15 protein-coding genes are annotated in these 18,783 nt (G+C 71.3%); 9 read left to right on the top strand and 6 right to left on the bottom strand.

Features of this window, described 5'->3' with window-relative positions; genetic code table 11:
• Positions 1–22 precede the first annotated feature (22 nt).
• The 5 genes from ACIP9H_RS16160 to ACIP9H_RS16140 all read left to right on the top strand — a co-directional run bounded on the left by ACIP9H_RS16160 (position 23) and on the right by ACIP9H_RS16140 (position 7,281).
• Positions 23–1,300 (top strand): ABC transporter substrate-binding protein, encoded by a 1,278-nt coding sequence (locus ACIP9H_RS16160; protein ID WP_401583240.1) that lies wholly within the window; start codon positions 23–25, stop codon positions 1,298–1,300.
• Positions 1,301–1,348: 48 nt separating this feature from the next.
• Complete coding sequence (locus ACIP9H_RS16155; protein ID WP_401583239.1) at positions 1,349–2,284, top strand: carbohydrate ABC transporter permease; 936 nt, start codon at positions 1,349–1,351, stop codon at positions 2,282–2,284.
• Complete coding sequence (locus ACIP9H_RS16150; protein WP_401959487.1) at positions 2,281–3,057, top strand: carbohydrate ABC transporter permease; 777 nt, start codon at positions 2,281–2,283, stop codon at positions 3,055–3,057. Before ACIP9H_RS16155 ends, ACIP9H_RS16150 begins: the two co-directional genes overlap by 4 nt.
• Positions 3,050–4,843 carry a glycoside hydrolase family 127 protein gene (locus ACIP9H_RS16145; RefSeq protein ID WP_401583236.1) on the top strand — a complete coding sequence of 598 codons (1,794 nt, stop codon included), beginning with the start codon at positions 3,050–3,052 and terminating at the stop codon, positions 4,841–4,843. Before ACIP9H_RS16150 ends, ACIP9H_RS16145 begins: the two co-directional genes overlap by 8 nt.
• Before the next feature lie 92 nt (positions 4,844–4,935).
• Positions 4,936–7,281, top strand: coding sequence for an ATP-binding protein (locus ACIP9H_RS16140; RefSeq protein ID WP_401959485.1), 2,346 nt, complete (start codon positions 4,936–4,938; stop codon positions 7,279–7,281).
• Here ACIP9H_RS16140 and ACIP9H_RS16135 read toward each other — a convergent pair.
• Positions 7,278–7,940 carry a YitT family protein gene (locus ACIP9H_RS16135; protein WP_401959483.1) on the bottom strand — a complete coding sequence of 221 codons (663 nt, stop codon included), beginning with the start codon at positions 7,938–7,940 and terminating at the stop codon, positions 7,278–7,280. The genes ACIP9H_RS16140 and ACIP9H_RS16135 overlap by 4 nt on opposite strands.
• Positions 7,941–8,160: 220 nt before the next feature.
• Between ACIP9H_RS16135 and ACIP9H_RS16130 the strand changes: the two genes are divergently transcribed.
• Entirely contained in the window at positions 8,161–9,552 is a 1,392-nt protein-coding gene (locus ACIP9H_RS16130) for a PLP-dependent aminotransferase family protein (protein WP_401959481.1), read from the top strand.
• Positions 9,553–9,773: 221 nt separating this feature from the next.
• Here ACIP9H_RS16130 and ACIP9H_RS16125 read toward each other — a convergent pair whose 3' ends face one another.
• Positions 9,774–11,171 (bottom strand): FAD-binding oxidoreductase, encoded by a 1,398-nt coding sequence (locus tag ACIP9H_RS16125; RefSeq protein WP_401959480.1) that lies wholly within the window; start codon positions 11,169–11,171, stop codon positions 9,774–9,776.
• A 459-nt stretch (positions 11,172–11,630) separates the two neighbouring features.
• Here ACIP9H_RS16125 and ACIP9H_RS16120 point away from each other — a divergent pair, with 459 nt between their 5' ends.
• A complete protein-coding gene (locus ACIP9H_RS16120; RefSeq protein WP_401959478.1) occupies positions 11,631–12,431 on the top strand; it encodes a L,D-transpeptidase family protein in 801 nt (266 codons plus the stop codon).
• 26 nt (positions 12,432–12,457) lie between these two features.
• On the top strand, positions 12,458–13,684 hold the full coding sequence (locus tag ACIP9H_RS16115) for an Ig-like domain-containing protein (protein WP_401592116.1): 1,227 nt from the start codon (positions 12,458–12,460) through the stop codon (positions 13,682–13,684).
• 230 nt (positions 13,685–13,914) lie between these two features.
• On the opposite strand, the gene ACIP9H_RS16110 is transcribed toward ACIP9H_RS16115, so the two are convergent.
• Entirely contained in the window at positions 13,915–14,598 is a 684-nt protein-coding gene (locus ACIP9H_RS16110) for a nitroreductase (RefSeq protein WP_401592118.1), read from the bottom strand.
• A 161-nt stretch (positions 14,599–14,759) separates the two neighbouring features.
• Here ACIP9H_RS16110 and ACIP9H_RS16105 point away from each other — a divergent pair, with 161 nt between their 5' ends.
• Positions 14,760–15,368 (top strand): TetR/AcrR family transcriptional regulator, encoded by a 609-nt coding sequence (locus ACIP9H_RS16105; RefSeq protein ID WP_401592120.1) that lies wholly within the window; start codon positions 14,760–14,762, stop codon positions 15,366–15,368.
• A gap of 44 nt (positions 15,369–15,412) precedes the next feature.
• Here the strand turns inward: ACIP9H_RS16105 and ACIP9H_RS16100 are convergent, their stop codons facing one another.
• The 3 genes from ACIP9H_RS16100 to ACIP9H_RS16090 form a co-directional block, all read right to left on the bottom strand.
• On the bottom strand, positions 15,413–16,102 hold the full coding sequence (locus ACIP9H_RS16100; RefSeq protein ID WP_401592304.1) for a sigma-70 family RNA polymerase sigma factor: 690 nt from the start codon (positions 16,100–16,102) through the stop codon (positions 15,413–15,415).
• Between the two features lie 258 nt (positions 16,103–16,360).
• Positions 16,361–17,605, bottom strand: a complete 1,245-nt coding sequence (locus ACIP9H_RS16095) for an ABC transporter permease (protein ID WP_401592121.1) — start codon at positions 17,603–17,605, stop codon at positions 16,361–16,363.
• A 147-nt stretch (positions 17,606–17,752) separates the two neighbouring features.
• Complete coding sequence (locus ACIP9H_RS16090; RefSeq protein ID WP_401592122.1) at positions 17,753–18,760, bottom strand: YbhN family protein; 1,008 nt, start codon at positions 18,758–18,760, stop codon at positions 17,753–17,755.
• Positions 18,761–18,783 lie beyond the last annotated feature (23 nt).

Genomic DNA, 18,783 nt, shown 5'->3' with positions numbered 1-18,783 from the left:
TGGGGATGCAGAGGGGGAAGACATGGAATCGCGATCGTCCGGACGCAAGGTCGCCGCCGCGCTCGCCGTGGCGTGTGCGGCGGTGCTGGCCAGTTCCTGCAGCGACTCAGGAGGGTCGGCGGACAAGCCCGGCACGTCCTCGGCGGCGTCCACCATCACGGTGTGGACCAGAGCCGCGACGGAGGCTCAGACCAAGGCACTGGCGCAGTCCTACAACGCCTCCCACAGCAACAAGGTGGAGGTGACCGCGTTCCCGAACGAGGAGTACCCGGCGAAGATCGCCACGGCGGCGGGCGGCAGGAACCTGCCGGACCTGTTCGCCTCGGACGTGGTGTTCGCGCCGAACTACATCTCCCAGGGCCTGTGGCAGGACGTCACCGACCGGTTCGAGTCGCTCCCGTTCAAGGACAAGGTGGCCCCGGCCCACATCAAGGAGGCGACCCAGGACGGCAGGCTCTTCGCGGTCCCGCACACCGTCGACATCTCGGTGATGTTCATCAACAAGGACCTGTACAAGAAGGCCGGTCTCGACCCGGACAAGGCCCCGGCGACGCTTCAGGAGTTCGCCGACCAGGCCACGACGATCCGCAAGAAGCTCGGCGGCAAGACCTACGGCACCTACTTCGGCGGGAACTGCGGCGGCTGCGACGTCTTCACGTTCTGGCCGTCCGTCTGGGCCGACGGCGGCGAGGTCATGAACGCCGAAGGGACCGCGAGCACCGTCGACGACCCGCAGATGGCCGCCGTGTTCGACGTCTACCGCACGCTCTACGCCGAGGGCGTGGCCGCGCCCGGTTCCAAGGACGAGAACGGGACGACCTGGCTCGGCGCCCTCCAGGCCGGCGACATCGGCATCGCCCCGGGACCGTCCACCTGGCTCGGCCTGCTGGAGGACAAGGGCATCGACGTGGGCGTGGCCCCGATCCCGGGCGTGAAGGGAGGCAAGTCCACCTTCGTCGGCGGCGACGTCATCGGCGTGAGCGCCACCAGCAAGAACGCCGACGCGGCCTGGGACTTCCTGGCCTACACCCTCTCGGACACGGTGCAGGCGGACCTGCAGGCCAAGGGCATGTCCACCGTGGCCCGCACCGACATCACCGCGGACGATCCCCGGGTGCAGGCGATGAACGAGATCATGGCCGACGGCCGGACGCCCTACGCGCTGAAGTTCAACGAGTCCTACAACGACCCGCAGAGCCCGTGGGTGAAGACCCTGCGGGACGCGCTGTTCGGCTCCGACCCCGCCAAGGCGCTGAAGGACGGCGCCGGCACCATCTCCGCCTCACTGAACCAGCAATAGGACAGGTCCGGCACACCGGCGGTGTGCCGGACCGCAGCTGGAGAGAACATGACGGATTCAGCAGAACCCCGCACGGCCGCGCGCGGTACGGCCGCTCGTGCCCGCCGCCGGCGGCGGCGTTCCGAGGGCCTGACCGGGCTCGCCTACGCGGCTCCCGCCGCCGTCGTGGTCGGCCTGTTCTTCCTGGTGCCGCTCGGCCTCGTCGTCTGGATGTCCCTCAACAAGTGGCCGCTGCTGGCGTCCCCGTCCTTCAACGCACCCGACAACTACCAGCGCATCGCCGACAACTCCCTCGTGGTGGACGCGGTGGTGTTCACCCTGAAGTACACCGCGATCGTCACCGTCCTGCTCTTCGCCGTCTCTTTCGCCCTGGCCCTGATGATCCAGAACGGAGGGCGGGGGACCGGCCTGTTCCGGGGCGCGTTCTTCCTGCCGGCCGCCGTCGGCTGGGCCACCGCGACCCTGCTCTTCTTCGGCCTGCTGAGCGAGCAGATCGGCCCCCTGAACGGGATGCTCGAGGCGATCGGCCTCATCGACGAGCCGGTGTCCTGGACCGCGGGCGACCCGAACGTCGCGTTCGGGTCCACGGTGACCCTGGTGATCTGGCGGTGGGCCGGGTTCAACATGGTCATCCTGCTCACCGGCCTGCAGTCCATCCCGACCGAACTCTACGAGGCGGCACGGGTGGACGGCGCCTCGGCGGTGCAGGCGTTCCGGCGGATCACGCTGCCGCTGATGCGGCCCACCATCGCCCTGGTGCTCTGCCTGATGGTCACCGGCTCGCTGCTCGGCTTCGAGCAGTTCTACATCCTCACCAGGGGCGGGCCCGGCAACAGCACGACCTCGGTCGTCATGGTCATCGTCCGTGAGGCGTTCGTCCGGTTCGACCTGGGCTCGGCCGCCGCGATGTCGGTGCTCGTGCTGGTCGCGCTGGTCGTCCTCAACGCCGTGCAGCTCGTCTCCATCAGGAGGAGGACCCTGTGAGACGTCTCGCCCTCGCGGCGCTCGCCGTGGTGTTCGTCTACCCGATCGGATGGAGCGCGTGGTCGTCGGTGCGGGCCGGCGACTCCTTCACCCTCGGCAACTACCGGAAGCTGGCCACGTACGGCGAGGGCGTGGGCACCTATCTGACCAACACCGTGGTGCTCGTGGCGCTCACCGTCGCCGGAACCCTCCTCGTCGCCACCCTCGCCGGCTACGCCTTCTCGCGCTTCGCCTTCCCCGGCCGCGGCCTGCTGTTCGCCCTCGTCCTCGCCATCCTGATGGTGCCCTACCCGACGATCCTCATCCCGCTGTACGTGCTCCTCGGCGAACTGGGCCTGCAGGACTCGCTCGTCGGCCTGGCCCTGGTGATGGTCATGTTCCAGCTGCCGTTCGCGGTGTTCATGATGCGCAACGCCTTCGAGGCCGTGCCCCGCACCCTCGACGACGCCGCGAGGGTCGACGGCTGCGGAAGCCTCCGCACCCTGGTCAGGGTGCTGCTGCCGCTGGTGGCCCCGGGCCTGGTGACGGTCGGTCTGTTCGCCTTCCTCGCCTCCTGGAACGACTACGTCGCCCCGCTGATTCTGATCAGTTCGGGCGACAAACTGCCGCTGCCCGTCGCGGTGGTCAACATGCGGGTGCACAACTTCGGTGCCGTGGACTACCCGGTCATGCAGGCGGGCGTGATGTTCATGGCCGTCCCCTGCCTGATCCTCTTCCTCGCCCTCCAGCGCTTCTACGTGCGCGGATTCATGACAGGAGCACTACGTGGCTGACCCCGTCGTTCCGTCCGCAGGCGTACTGACCCCGCTGGGGCTGGACACCGTCCGGCTGGCCCCGGGCTTCTGGGGCGACCGGCAGACCCTCAACCAGGACGTGATCATCGGGCACTGCCTCGAATGGATGGACAGGAGCGGATGGATCGGCAACTTCCGCGGCGAGCCGGCCCGCGGCAGGGAGTTCGCCGACTCGGAGGTCTACAAACTGCTGGAGGCCATGGCCTGGGCCGGCGACCCGCGGTTCGAGGCGCTGGAATCGGTGGTCGCCCGGGCCCAGGAGGCCGACGGCTACCTCAACACCCGATGGAGCGGCGACCGTTACCGCGACTTCGAGTGGGGCCACGAGCTCTACTGCTTCGGCCACCTCATCCAGGCGGGCGTCGCCCGCCTGCGCCGGACCGGGCCGGGCCCGCTCACCGAGACCGCCCGCCGGGCGGCCGACCACATCTGCCGGCGTTTCATGGAGTCCCCGGAGGTCTGCGGCCACCCCGAGATCGAGATGGCCCTGGTCGAGCTCTACCGGGCCACCGGGGCCGACCGCTATCTGGAGATGGCCCGGCGCTTCGTCGAGAGGCGCGGCACCCCCGCGCTCGCCGACATCGAGCTGGGCCGCGCCTACTTCCAGGACGACGTGCCGGTACGGGACGCGAAGGTGTTCCGGGGCCACGCCGTACGGGCGATGTACCTCGCGTGCGGCACGGTCGACGTCGCTGTCGAGACCGGGGACGCGTCCCTGCTGACCGCCGTGCGGGAGCAGTGGGAGCGCACCGTCGAGCGGCGCGTCCACCTCACCGGCGGCATGGGGTCCCGCCACGCCGGGGAGTCGTTCGGCGACGACTACGAACTGCCGCCCGACCGGGCCTACTCCGAGACGTGCGCCGCGGTCGGGTCGTTCATGCTGTGCCACCGGCTCCTGCTGGCCACGGGCGACTCCCGCTACGCGGACCTCGCCGAACGCACCCTCTACAACGTCATCGCCACCTCGCCGGCCCTGGACGGGCGTTCGTTCTACTACGCCAACCCCCTCCAGGTCCGCGTCCCCGGCGAACCCTCCGACGGCGTCAGCCCGCGGGCGGGGACCGGGCTGCGCGCCCCCTGGTTCTCCGTGTCGTGCTGCCCGAACAACCTCGCCCGCACCCTCGCCTCCCTTCCCGCCTACCTCGCCACCGCGACCGGCGACGGCGTGCAGATCCACCACCTGACCCCCTCCGAGATCCGGCACGACGGCCTCGCCCTGCGGGTGGAGACCGGCTACCCGGTGTCGGGCGGGGCCGAGGTGGAGGTACTCGCCGCCCCTGCCGCCCCGCGCACGGTCTCCCTCCGCCTGCCGCCCTGGGCGTCCGGGGCCGAGGTCGCGGCCGGTGCCGCCGCGGTGCGCCGCGAGGGCGCCCAGGTCCACGTCGAGAAGACCTGGCGGCCCGGCGACCGCTTCCGGCTCGAACTGCCGCTCCGGCCGCGCTGGGTCTGGCCGGACCCCCGCATCGACGCGGTGCGCGGCTGCGTCGCGGTCGAACGCGGGCCGATCGTCTACTGCGCGGAGAACCCCCGGGAGCAGCTCGTCCAGGTGGACACGGCGGGCCCCCTCGTCGAGCACGAGGAAGCAGGCCTGGTCGAGCTGGAGGCCCCGGCGACCACGGTGCTGCCCGGGCACCGGGGCTGGCCGTACGGCGAGCCGCCGGAGGCGCCGGGGGAGCGGACGCGGGTCCGGCTGGTGCCCTACCACCGCTGGGGCAACCGGGGCCCGGCCACCATGCGCGTCTGGCTCCCCGCCCCCCGCGCCTGACCCCCGTGCGGCGGTCACACCGCGTACCGGTGTGCATCCGGTGCGTTGTCACCGGGGACACCCGCCGAGGCCGTGGTGGTTGAATGGCAGGTATGGCCGGCGACGACGCCGGGCGCACCACGCGTGAGGGCCGCCGTCCCACCGGGAGGCAGCCGGGGCGCCCCGGAGCCGAAGGCAACCTGCCCACCGAGGTGACGAGCTTCGTGGGCCGGCGCAACGAGCTGACCGAGACCGTACGAGCGCTTCGCGGCGCCCGCCTGGTGACCCTGACCGGACCCGGCGGGGTCGGGAAGACCCGGCTGGCGCTGCGCGCCGCGGAGCGGTCCCGCCGGAGCTTCCCCGGCGGGGTGTGGCTCGTCGACCTGGGGGAGCTGTCCGACGCGGCGCTCCTCGCCGACGTCGTCGCCGGAACCCTCGGCGTCCGGGCGCCGGCCGGGAGGTCCACCGAGGACGCGCTCGTGGACTTCCTCGCCGACGGCTGCCGCCTGCTGGTCCTCGACAACTGCGAGCAGATCGTCGAAGGCGTCGCGGCCCTGTGCGGTCGCCTGCTCCGCTCCTGCCCGCCGGTCCACCTCGTGTGCACCAGCCGCGAGGAACTGCGGATCGGGGGCGAGACGGTCCTGCGGGTTCCCCCGCTGACGCTTCCCGGCGACGACACCTCCGCGCGGCCCGGGGAGTCGGACGCCGTCACCCTCTTCGTCGAGCGGGCGGCCGCCGCCGCCCCCGGGTTCGCACTCACCGCGGACACCGCGGGCGTCGTGGCGGCCGTCTGCCGGCGGCTGGACGGGCTGCCGCTCGCCATCGAACTCGCGGCGGCGCGCCTGCGCACCCTGTCGCCCGCCCAGATCCTGGACCGGCTGAGCGACCGGTTCGCGCTGCTGACCCGCAGCGGCCGCGGGATCCCGACCCGCCAGCAGACACTCCGGCTGTCCGTGGAGTGGAGCCACGAACTCTGCAGCCCCGCCGAGCGACGGGTCTGGTCGTGCCTGGCGTTCTTCGCCGGCAGCATCGACATGACGGCCGCCACCGCCGTCTGCGGATCCGATCACGTGCTCGACGTCATGACCTCACTCCACGAGAAGTCCGTGCTGGTACGGGAGGAGACCGACGGCACGGCGGTGCGCTTCCGGATGCTGGAGACACTGCGCGAGTACGGCCGGTCGAAGGCACGGGAGGCCGGATGCGCCGACGAGGCGATCGACCGCCTGTGCCACTGGTACACCGGTCTCGCCGCGCGCGCCCGCGCGGAGTTCGTCGGGCCGCGCCAGCTGGAGTGGATCGCCCGCGTCGACCGCGAGATGCCCAACTTCCGCGACGTCCTGGACCGCCAGGTGCTCCGGGACCCCCGGGCCGGCCTGCGGACGGCGGGCGACCTCTTCCCGTACTGGAACGCCCGGGGCCTGTTCCGCGAGGGACGCCGCTGGCTGGACCGGCTGCTCGGCCAGGAGGCGGAAGCGGACGGTGACGCTTTGGCGGGAGTGGTCTACGCCGACTGCGCGCTGACGGCCCCTCAGGGCGACCGCGCGGCCGTGGACGCCCTGCTGACCAGGGCGCGCGCGATCGACGCGGCCTCCACCGACCCGTCGGTGCACGGGATCACCGCCCTGTCCGAGGGCACCGCCGCACTCTTCCGCGACGACTTCGTCCGGGCCCAGGCGCATTTGGAGGACGCCGTCGCCGCGCTCGACGCGCCGGACACCTGCGAGTTGCTGCACCTGTCCGCCCTGACGATGCTCGCCCTCACCCACGAACTGCGGTCCGACGGGGAGTCGGCGCGGCGGCGCTTCGAGGAGGCGCTGGCCTTCACCACCGCACGCGGCGAGTCGGTGTTCCGGTCCTACCTGCTGTGGGGCACCGGCCTCTCGCTGTGGCGCGGCGGGCACGCCGAGGACGCCGCGGCCCGGCTGCGGGAGAGCCTGCGGATGGCCGACGACATCGGCCATCCGCTGCTGACCGCGGCCTGCCTGGAGGTCCTCGCGTGGATCGCCGACGGGGAGGGCGACGCCCGGCGCGCCGCCGCCCTCCTCGGGGCCGCCGACACGCTCAGCCACCGCACCGACAGCCCGCCGACCTTCTTCCCCTCGCTGCTGGTCCACCACGGGCACTGCGACCGGAACCTCCGGGACGCCCTGGGGAAGAGCGCCTTCGCCGTGGCGTACCGCACGGGCGCGGAGCTTGCCGCCTCGGGCGACGTGCGGGGGCTGCTGGAGTCCGCGCCGCCGCCGTCCCCCTCGGCGACGGCGCCCTCCGGCAGCCCGCTGAGCGTCAGGGAGCGGGAGGTCGCCGTCCTCATCGGCCGCGGCCTCACGAACCGGTCGATCGCCCGCAGGCTGGTCATCTCCGAGCGGACCGTGCACGGTCACGTGCAGCGCATCCTGGCGAAACTCAACATGAGCTCGCGGGTGCAGGTCGCGGCCTGGATGGCCGGCCACCGCTAGGGCTTGCCTCGAACGATTCTGCCTGGTGGACAGAGTTCCGCCGAGGGGGAGTTCGCGCGGTCGCCGCTGCCCCGTGCCGAGTCGGGGCGGAAACGGCCGGTGCCATCGACTGGATGGTGTCCGTCGTCTGCGGCAACGGCGGGGAGACGAACCGCCACGCGCGGCAGGAAGTAGCCGACCAGGGGCCCCATGCACAGTGCGATGAGCACGGTTCCGACCCCGACGGTTCCGCCCAGAAGCCAGCCGGCGCCGGCGACGGTGACCTCGATGCCGGTGCGTACGGCCGCGATGTGCAGGCGGGTGCGCCGGACAAGTCCGGTCATGATGCCGTCGCGGGGGCCCGATCCGAATTGTGCGCCGAGGTAGAGCGCGTCGAAGAAGGCCAGTGCGACGAGGCCGACCATCAGGTATCCCATCTCGGCGAGTGTCCCCTGGGGGTGGGGGAGCACGGTGGCGGTGGCATCTGCGGCGAATCCCACGATGGCCACGTTGAGGAGCGTGCCGAGGCCGGGCAGCTCTCGCAGGGGAATCCATGCGAGGAGCACCAGCAGGGAGATCAGGTTGGTCGTCCAGCCGAACGAGATGCCCAGAACCTGGGCGGCGCCCTCCGTGAGCACGTTCCAGCTGGCCGCACCCAGCCCGGACTGGACGAGCGTCATCACGGCGACTCCGTATCCCACCAGGCCGACCAGAAGCTGAGGGATGCGACGCGCCTTTCGGCCAGCGCGAAGTTGGGCAAGTGCGTTCATATGGGTGGTGATGGGCTGGTCGTGACGCGACCGTGCGGGGGTGCGTGCAAGGGAAGCGGGAGGTGCCATGGGGTAAGCCTGCGGCCCATCTGGACCTGGATTCCATAGCCAGATTGGTTAGGCTGGTCGGGTGAAAGTCTCTTCGCACGTGGTGGCAGGCATGCTGGGCCCCTGGCAGGAAGGTCCCGGGCCGACGCATCAGCGCCTGTCCGACCGGCTGCGGCTGCTGGTGCTGGACGGCCGTCTCCCCCTCGGGTCGGTCCTGCCCAGTGAGCGTGGCCTGGCCACTGCGCTGTCCACCAGCAGAACCACGGTCGGCACCGCGTACCGCACTCTGGTCGAGCACGGATACCTCGCCACACGGGCGCGCGCCAGGGCGGCGGTGCGGCTGCCTCATGACATGCCACCCGAGCGCCGCGCCGGCACGGACCCGGCGATCATCGACTTGTCCTTCGCCGCGCCCGCCGCGCCCGGCGAAATCCTGCACGCCGCCTTCGCGGCCGCTCTCGAGCAGTTGCCGCGGCACTTCGAGCGGAACGGCTACGACCGGAACGGCACCGCGGAGCTGCGCGAGGCGGTGGCCCACTGGTGCGAACGGCGGGGACTGCCCACGGCGCCCGACCACATCCTGATCACCAACGGGGCGCAGCACGCGCTGGCCCTTCTTTCGCGAACGCTCCTGTCGCCACGGGACCAGGTGCTGATCGACCATCCGACCTACCCGCACGCGATCAGCACCTTCACCCAGGTGCGGGCTCGTCTCCTACCCGTCGCCGTGTCCGCTTCGGGCTGGGACACCGCGCAACTCCACGCGGCGGGCCGAAGCGCGAAGCTCGCCTATCTGATCCCCGACTTCCACAATCCGACAGGGCTGTGCATGCCCACGAGCGTCCGTCGGGGCCTCGGACTCGCGTGTCCCACGGTCATCGACGAAACCATGACCGACCTGGCCCTGGACGGCGCGAGCCCGGAGCCCTTTGCGCTCCACATGCCGACCGCCATCAGCATCGGCTCGGTCTCCAAGAGCATCTGGGGCGGCCTGCGCATCGGCTGGATCCGCGCAACTCCCTCTCTGCTGGAACGGGTTCAGCAGACTCGTCACGCCACGGATCTGGGCACCCCCCTCGTCGAGCAGCTCGCCACAGCCGTTCTCCTGAACGAGGGCAGGACCCGGCGGCCCGGCACGCTCGAGCAACTGCGGGCGCAACGCGACGCACTGCGCCAAGCGCTCACCGAGCACCTGCCCGGCCTCCATGCCCCGCGACCAACTGGCGGCCTGACGCTGTGGGCGACCTTCCCCCGGCCCATCAGCTCCCGGCTCGCCGCGATCGCCCCCGACTACGGAGTGAACATCGCGGCTGGACCGCGCTTCGGGATCGGAGGTGCCTTCGAACGCAACATCCGGCTGCCGTACGTGCTTCCACCGGACCGACTCACCCAGGCGATCCGCGGACTCGCACAGGCGGAACAGGCACTCACCCGAGGCGTCACCGGAGCTCACAGCCCCGCACCCGTCGCATGAGCGTCGACCGGTCGGGCGGTTTCGTCCATCCGAGCCCGTACTGCCGTCCCGCAGACGGAAGGGCGAAGGTCCGAGGACCGGTGTTCTGAAGCCGCACCGCTGCCCGGGCCGCGCATCGGGCCGGGCAGCGGCTCCTCGCGACCCGCGCGACGTTCCGGCGGAAGTCCTCGCGGCGCCGATACCTGCCCAGGTGCACGCACGCGCCGAGGCGGCCCCGGGCGTCAGCCGGCCGGGGTGATGTTGTGGTTGGTGCGGAAGGTGTTCCCGGGGTCGTACTCGGCCTTCAGCCGGCGCAGCCAGTGCAGCGTCGCCGCGTCGTAGGCCTGGGCCGGGCCGCCCTCCCCGGCGTCCGCGGGGGACAGGAAGCTCGGATGCTTGCCGGGCCTGAGCCAGGGGGCGAGGCGTTCGAGCACCTCCCGCCCGGCGTTCGCGTACGACTCCACCGGCAGGCCCGGAGGGACGACGGTCAGTGCGAACATCGCGAACTCGGTGTCCCTGGCCCCGACCGCGTTCCTCGTCCGGGGCGGGTTCGCGAAGGCGCCTCCCAGGTGACGGATGTCGACGATGTTGACCGAGGTGCCGCTGTCGATGCCGACGACGTCGAGCAGCGAATCGATCGTGGCCGGTTCGAAGTGCCGCAGCAGCGCGAAGTGCTCCACGGCGGCGGCGGGCTCCACGGGGTCGTTGCTGATCGAGGCGAAGTCCTCCGGGCCGATCTGGCCCACCGTGTCGGCGAGGACCGGGGCCGCGGCACGCAGCGGTGCGAGCAGGGCGTCGGCCGCGGCGGGGTCCCCGAGATAGGAGAGCCTGACCGAAACCGTCATGCCGTGCATGAATTCAGGAATGTTCGGCAAGGGGGGGAAATTGAAGATCGCGAGTGCGGAGGTGAGCTCGTCCGGAGCGTTTGCGGTGAGCTCCCGGTACGCTTCGAGAACCGCGTGGGCATCGGCGCCGGAGAAGAAGAGGGAGCCCGCGTGCAAACGCGTGGCCGGGAACAGGGACATGGTCATGGAGGTCACGACGCCGAAATTGCTCTTTCCGCCCAGGAGGGCGCCGAAGAGCTCGGGCTCATGGCTGCCGGAAACCTGGTGGAGTTCGCCGTCCGCCGTGACGACGCCCATGGAGAGCACGTGGTCGCAGGCCCATCCGTGCATCCGGCCCAGGGTCAGGCTGGCGCCACCGCTCAGGGTGTAGCCGACGATGCCGACCCCCGGTGACGATCCGACCAGTGCCGCCAGACCGTACTCCGCCGCCGCCTCCGCCAGATCCCCGGAGAGGACTCCCGCCTCGACGCACGCGGTCCGAGCGGCGGCGTCGATCGCGATGCCGGACATCCGGGAGGTGTTGACGACCAGCGTGTCCTGACCGGCGGGCAGTGTGGGGCCGTGGCCCGTGCGCAGCACGGCCACGCCGAGGCCGGCCCGGCGTGCCATGAGGACGGCCTGCGCGACGTCCGCGGGACAGGTCGCGCCGACCACCACGGCGGGGTGGTGCGTGACCGAGAGATTGAAGACACTGATCTCCCTCTCGTACCCGGCGGAATCGGGCGTGAACACCGGACCCTCCATCGTGTCCGCGAATTCATCGAGCACGTCTTTCAGGTTGTTGTTCGTCTGCATTTTTTTCGTCGACCTTCGGGCGTGGCGAAATGTGTGCGGTGTCGCACATGGAGAACGCGGGAGATGAGTCGCGTCGATTCCCCCCGGGGGGTGCCTGCGACGTCTCACGCCATACACCTACACCTCGTGCGGGCGCGGAGAAAGGGATACCTCGGTCCCGCGCGCCGAATCAGGTATTCGGCCGCATGGGGAACAGGTAGTTCTGCCTGTTGACGCGAGAGCCCGCCGCGGACCGTCCCACGCGTCCGGTGCGGACCCGGTCCGGGCAGGCAACCCGAACTGGAGTCCGGCCGGTTGAAGGGGTGTGCAACCGCCTCCGCGGCCCAGGACCGCCCCCACGACGTGGGCGGCGACGCCGGACATGCCGCACCGCTCCCGGACCCCTGCGGGTCCTTCGGGCCTGCGAGCCCCGCCACGGGGCCATGTCCCCGTGCCCTCCTCCCCAGAAAGCCCGCACCGATGCGCTTCCACCGGCCCTACATATCCACGACCGCCGCGGTCATCGTCTCCTCGCTGGGAGTCGCCGCGTACCAGCACGCACCCGAGAAGCCCCCCGCCCCTGCCCCAGGGACGGCATCGGCCGTCCAGGACGCCGCCGGTCCCGCGGTCCAGCAGCAGCCGGCGGCCGCCACCGCTGAGCCGCGGACCTCGGTCCCGCCGCCACCGCAGTACCCCGCCCGGCTGCCGGGGCTCGGGCCCCGGACCCTGGCGCGCATCCCGGCCGGAGCCCGGCAGGTCGTCCTGGTCACGGGAACGGGCAAGAAGTCGGCGGTCTCCCGGGTCGTGCTCTACCAGCGCGTCGACGGCGGCTGGCGTCCCGGCGAGGTGTGGGCCGCGCACAACGGCTACCGGGGCTGGACCGACGAGCACTACGCGGGCGACCTGCACAGCCCCATCGGGGTGTTCGGCCTCACCGACGCCGGCGGACGGCTGGCCGACCCCGGCACCAAGCTGCCGTACCACCGCTCGGGCGCCTTCAGCATCAGCGGTGCCGGGATCGAGGGCGAGCCGCTCGCGGGCGCCTTCGACTACGTCATCGCCATCAACTACAACCGGCAGCCCGGCACGTCGCCGATGGACGGCACCCAGCCCATGGGCGCGAACCGCGGCGGCGGCATATGGATCCACGTCGACCACGGCGGCCCCACCCACGCCTGCGTCAGCCTCTCCAAGGCCCACATGCGGCAGTTGCTGCGGGCCCTCGACCCCGCAGACCACCCCGTCGTCGTCATGGGCGACGCGGCCTCTCTCGCCCGATGACCATTCCGCGGTCCACAGGAGCAAGCGTGTCCTCCCTTCCCCGTCTCACCGTGATCGCCCTCGCCGTCGCCGGCGCGTCGGTCCTCACCGCCTGCGCGGGTTCGCACACCGGCGACGCGCCCACCGCGCAAGGGGCGGCGCCCTCCCGCGCCTCCTCGACCGTGCCGCGCGCCGCCACCGCCTTCCGCCTCACCACGGGCGCCGCAGACGGCGAACGCCACGCGTCCGTCGGCGGCGCGGGCGATGTCGAGGTCTCCGGAGGGCGGATCTCGTCCGTCACCCTCACCACGGCCGACGGCCGGCCGGTGCGGGGCACCGTGGCCGGCGACCACCGCAGCTGGTCCCCGGAAGGCACCCTGGCGTACGCCACCTCCTACCGCATGGAGGTCGAGGCCTCCGACGACGCGGGTCGGTCGCAGACCCGCCGGCTGTCCTTCACCACACTCGCCAAGGACGACCGCCTGATCGGCACCTTCACCCCCGAGGACGGCTCGACCGTCGGCGTCGGCATGCCCGTGTCGCTGACCTTCAACAAGCCGGTCACCGACAAGAAGGCCGTGGAACGCGGCATACGTGTCACCAGCGACAGCGGCCAGGAGGTCGTGGGCCATTGGTTCGGCGACCAGCGACTGGACCTGCGGCCGGAGACGTACTGGAAGGCGCACGCCCACGTCACGCTGAGCCTGCGCCTGGACGGGGTGAAGGGTGCCGCGGACGCGTACGGAACCCAGGACAAGACGGTCCGCTTCACGGTCGGCCGCAGCCAGGTCTCGACGGTCGACGCCGCCGCCCACACCATGCGCGTCGTCCGCGACGGCCGCACGGTCCGTACGATCCCGATCACCTCCGGCGCGCCGGGCAGCACCACCTACAACGGGCAGATGGTGATCTCGCAGAAGCTCATCTCCACCCGCATGGACGGCGCCACTGTGGGATACGCCGGCCAGTACGACATCCCCGACGTCCCGCACGCGATGCGCCTCTCCACGTCCGGCACCTTCGTCCACGGCAACTACTGGGCACCGGACTCCGTCTTCGGGCACTCCAACGTGAGCCACGGCTGCGTGGGCCTCAACGACGTCCGCGGCGGCGGCGACCCGGGGCAGAACGCGGCGTGGTTCTACGACCACTCCCTGATCGGCGACGTGGTCGTCGTCGAGCACTCCCACGACCACACCGTCGCCCCCGACAACGGCCTCAACGGCTGGAACATGTCCTGGCAGCAATGGAAGGCGGGCTCCGCCCTCACATAGGGCTCCGCCGTCACGTGGGGCTACGCCGTCACCGACCGCCCGCGACACGTCCCGGGCGGTCGGCGGACTGTGCCGTCCCGGCTTCACAGGCGGTGAGCGTCAGGGATCGGTCGGCCCACCACTCGAGTGACGCGGGGCCTTCCCAACTGTCCGTGGCCCCAATGTGGGACGACGAAGGCGACGAAGCGATCCGCCCGACAGGGCCGTTCCGGGTCAGCAGCGTGGGGACCTCACGCTGAGGGGCCGCGGTGGTCGTCGACGAAGGTGACCGTCTCGTGGAGCGGCGCGCGGCCCGTACGGGTGCAGTCCACCGTGCCGTCCTCGAAGCCGATCGACATGCCGCAGAAGAGGATGAGGTCCTGCGGCGGTGAAAGGGTCTCCGCGACGGTCGTGCGGTACTTCGCCCATGCCATCTGCGTGCAGCTGTGCAGCCCCTCGGCGCGGAGCAGCAGCATGACGGTCTGCAGATACATGCCGAGGTCGGACCACTGGGCCAGGCCCAGGTCACGGTCGATGTAGCAGAACAGGGCGGCGGGTGCGCCGAAGAAGTCCCAGTTCGCCGCGGCGGCCCTCTGGCGGGCTTCGAGGTCCCCGCGGGCGATGCCCAGCGCGCCGTAGCGCTGCTCGCCGAACGCGGACCGGCGTTCGCGGTAGGGGGACTTCAGGGCGGGCGGATACTGCTCGTACTCCGGTTCGTCCCAGGCGCCGCCCGCGTCCACCCGCTCACCGGCGCGCTTCCTCAGCTCGGCCAGCGGGCCGCCGGTGACCACGTAGATGTGCCACGGCTGCAGGTTCGATGCGGAGGGCGCCCATGCCGCGGCGGACATCACGCGCTCCAGCACCTCCCTCTGGACGCAGCGGTCGGTGAATCCGCGTACCGCGCGCCGGGTCGTGACCGCTTCGTAGACGTCCACAGTCGCCCACCTCCCGTATGAGTGGTGTTCTGCCCTGTTGACAGCTCAAGCGCGCGAAATGTGACGAGGGGCGGTATCTCAGGGCGCTCGCCCAGGGTGTTTCGGCAGTTCAGCGCGGTAAGTCAACACGAAGATTCGTTTTTTTCGCTTAGGATGGATCCATGCCCAAGGTCACGCAGGAGTACATGGACGCCCGCCGTAAGCAGATCCTGGAGGCGGCCCGCCGCTGTTTCCTGCGCGACGGATTCCACTCGACATCCATGCAGGACCTGTTCGCGGAATCGGGCCTGTCGGCGGGCGCGGTCTATCGGCATTTCGCCAGCAAGGACGAGATGATCACGGCGATCGTCGAGGAGAACATACGCGACGTCCTCGCCATGGTCCACCGTGCCGCCGAGAAGCGTCCCAGTCATTCCGTCGGTGACCTGATGGCGGACATCCTGGATATCGTGAAGGCCAAGACGGCCGAGCAGAACATCGCCGGCCTGTCGGTGCTGGTGTGGTCGGAAGCCCTCCGGAACCCCTCGCTGGCCAGGCAGTTCGACGACCTGATGGCGCAGATGCGGTCGGCCGTCACGGGCGTGATCCGCGAGCACCAGCGGAGCGGCGGCATGCCGGTCGAGGCGTCCGCCGACGGGATCGCCGCCGCACTGATGTGCATCCTGCCCGGCTACATCCTGCAGTTGGCCATGGGCGACGCCAAGAGCATGGAGGAAGTTCCCGGCGCGTTGCGGGCGCTGTGGCCGGACTCGGCGGCGTCCGCCGACTGAGCGTCGGTGGACCGGGCAGTGGCTCGGGCGGGCCGGCGGTGCCGCTACGCCACGCGGTGGGAGCCCAGGGACGGGAACTCCGGGGCGCGGAGGGGGCCGCCGTCGGAGTGCGGGGCGGCGTCCTCGGTGAGTACCCGCTCCAGCACGGCCACGTCCCCCGTCCGGGCGGCCACCAGGAAAGCCGTCAGGAAACGCTGATGGACCTCCGCGGTCACGCGGGTTCTTTTCCTCGCGGCCAGGCGTTTGCGGGCCCGGCTGACCAGCTGGCGGGTATTGACCTCCGAATGCCCGATGAGATCGGCTATTTGCCCGTACGGATAGTCGAAGGCCTCCCGGAGCACATAAGCGGCTCGTTCCACCGGCGTCAGCCGTTCGAGGAGTACGAGCACGGCGACGGCGAGGGTCTCCCCGCTGACGAAGCCCACCTCGGGGTCGCTCAGGGTGTCGACAGGCTCCGGCAGTGACATGCCGACGTAGCTCTCACGCCGGACTCTCGCGGACTGCAGCACGTTGATGGCGAGTCTGGTCACCGTCGTGGTGAGGAAGGCCTCCGGGTTCTCGACCCGGGACCGGTCGCAGGTCTGCCAGCGGATCCAGGCTTCCTGGAGGACGTCCTCGGCTTCACTGACGTTGCACAGCATCCGGTACGCGATACCGAACATCATGCCGCGGGCGTGGAGGAACACGGCCTCTGTCTCGGGGCGGTCCGAGGTGTCCAGCGCAGGCCTGTCCATCGTGGGCACGGTGTTTTTCCTTGCTTTGCTTGCTTTGGTGCTGCGGCCGGCTCGCTGACGGCCCGAGTGGGTGACGGGGCCCGTGTTCTGACGGGCCGACGAGGATCGCGCGTGGTCCGCATGAGCCGGCCGCGGCGGCGGACGCGCGGCGCTGCCCCTCGCTTCGGGAGGGCGACGAGGGGCAGGGGGGAGCCCCCTGCGCCGCCTCGTCGGTCACCGCCGCCACGACCCCCGCAGGGCCGGCCGCCGTGGCCTGCGTCAGTCGTGGAGCGCGTGACGTGCGTGGTGCGCGTGACGGTCCTGAGGCACCCCCGACGGGGAGGCGGCGGCCGCTCCGGCCGTCGCTGCCACAAGGGCGCCCGCGGGTTCGTCCGCGGCGTGCGCGTCGGACTCGTGGGACTCGTGGGAGTCCTCCTCGACGGTGTCGCCGAGGACGGTGAGGGTCCGGCGGGCGAAGACGACGGACGTCAGGCCGAGCACGCACCACAGGACGAGAACGGCGATGTGGCTTCCGGAGGCGTTGCCGTCGAAGTAGGCGGTGCTGCGCATGAGATTGGCGCCGGCGCCCGGGGGCAGCCACTGGCCGATGTCGTCGACCGCCTTCGGGAGCAGTTCCGGCGCGGACGTGCTGCCGGAGAACGGGTTGCCCACGAAGACCATCAGCACGGCGCTGGCCCCGAGCCCCGGGTGCCCGAGGAGCCTGATCAGGCCGGCGCTGGTCGCGCTGATCGCCAGCAGGGTGAGGGACAGGGAGGCATAGGTGGCCAGGTGGTTGTGCGGCAGCGCGCCCAGGATGCCCTGGGCGACCAGGTAGGCCGCCAGGCCGCCCACGGCGCACACGGCGATCAGGTCGATGACCCGGCGCCACCCCGGCAGGTGCAGAGTCGACAGTGTGATCAGCGCAGCGATGAGGATGCCGCAGATGGTGAGCGGGAGAAGTGCCGCGGTGAAGACCACTCCCCGGGGGTCCTCCGCGGAGGTCGGCACGACGTCCACGGTCTTCACGGTGACCTTGGCCGGCGCCTTGGCGACGTCCTTGCGGCCGTTGGGCCTGTGCGACGCGTCGTGGACGTCGGGGACGAACGGCTTTTGCGGCAACTTGACCGCGTGCGCGGCCAGTTGCTGTCCGGATGTCCTGAGGAGCTGGGCCACGGACGTACTCGCCGCCGTGGCTTCCAGAACGGTGACCCTGCCGGGAGCGATGACGAAGGCGCCGTAGACCTCCCGGTTCATGATGGCGGACCGTGCCGACGTCTGGTCGGGGTAGAGGTGGAAGTCGAAGCCGCCGGGGACGTTGCGGGTCATGCCCTCGACCGCGCTCTGACTGGCCGCGCTCGTGCCCACGATTCCCACGGGCAGGTCCCGCGGGGCGATGCGCGATGCGGGCCAGGCGTATGCCAGCGCGGCAAGTGAGATCACCAGTGGCAACCCCACGATCATGAGGACGACCCGGCGCCAGGCCAGGACCCTCGCCAGCGGGTTCTTCACGGTCACGCCTCTCATAAGACGAATGATCATTTTATTTAGTAGCAGTCTGGTGCGTTTGCCGAAAATCGTCAAGACGAACATTCGTTTTCTTTCGGAGTATACCCACGACCCTGGACGCGGCCGACACGGGGCCGAGGTCGCAGCCGACCCCGGCGTCGCAGGTCAGTGAGTGGTCACGGCGGGCGTGCCGTGGGGATCTCCGGTGCTGACCAGGGGGGCCGGCTCCGGCGCCGTGCGCACGGCGCGCGCTGCCCGGCCCGGGCGCTGGCGGAACAGCAGGACCCATCCGGCGACGCTGACCAGCCCGGGGGTGATCAGCCGGTAGAGGAGATCGGCGGCGGTGGCGGGGATGGTGGAGACCCCGCCGTGGTGCAGGGTGAGCACCAGGGCCGCGTCGAGGGTGCCGAGGCCTGCGGGCAGCAGGGGCATGGCCGACGCGGCCGTCATCGCCGCGACATAGGCGAGTACCACCGTGGCGAGCGTGGGCGACGCCCCGACGGCATGGCACACGGCGAGCAGGCACACGAGGTCCGCGGACCAGTTGCCCAGGGCCAGGCCGAGTCCCCGCGCCCAGAAGCGGGCCGACGGGTCCATGGCGGCCAGCTCGTCGAGCAGCCCCTCGGCCGACTGGGGCTCCGCGCCGCTGCGGCGCAGCCGGTGCCACAGGCGGAGAAGGGCGCCCACGGGACGGCGCAGCACGGCGGGGTGGTGGACCAGCGCGAGCGCCGCGCAGGCGAGGGCGACGGTCGCGAGGACATGGACCGCGACCGGGAGAAGCTGTGAACCGTCCCCCGCCACGGTGTGTCCGACCCCGGCGAGGACGGCGAGGGCGATCGTGCTCAGGACGCCGGTGGCCGCGTGGACGAAGCCGATCTGCGGTGCGCTGGCGCCCCAGGCGCGCATGCGGCGGGTCCGGTAGGTGAGCGAGATCAGGTTCCCGCCGGGCAGGCTCGCGCTCAGGGCGTTCCCGGCGAACACCGTGGCGGCGGCCGAACCGATGGTGACCCGCAGTCCGCCGGTGCCGAGCGCGAACCGCTGAAGGCGGGCGAACGCCATCATGGAAACCGCCTCGGCGGCGAGCGCCGGCAGCAGCCATCGCAGGTGGGCGTGGGTCAGCTGTCCCGCCGCCTGGCGCGCGTAGGGGGCGACGCACACCAGCTCGGTTCCCACCACGCCCACCACGGCGCAAGCGG

Origin of the sequence: Streptomyces sp. NPDC088732, assembly GCF_044751205.1 — a bacterium.
Lineage (GTDB): Bacteria > Actinomycetota > Actinomycetes > Streptomycetales > Streptomycetaceae > Actinacidiphila.
This window is presented reverse-complemented; position numbering and strand designations above follow the sequence as displayed.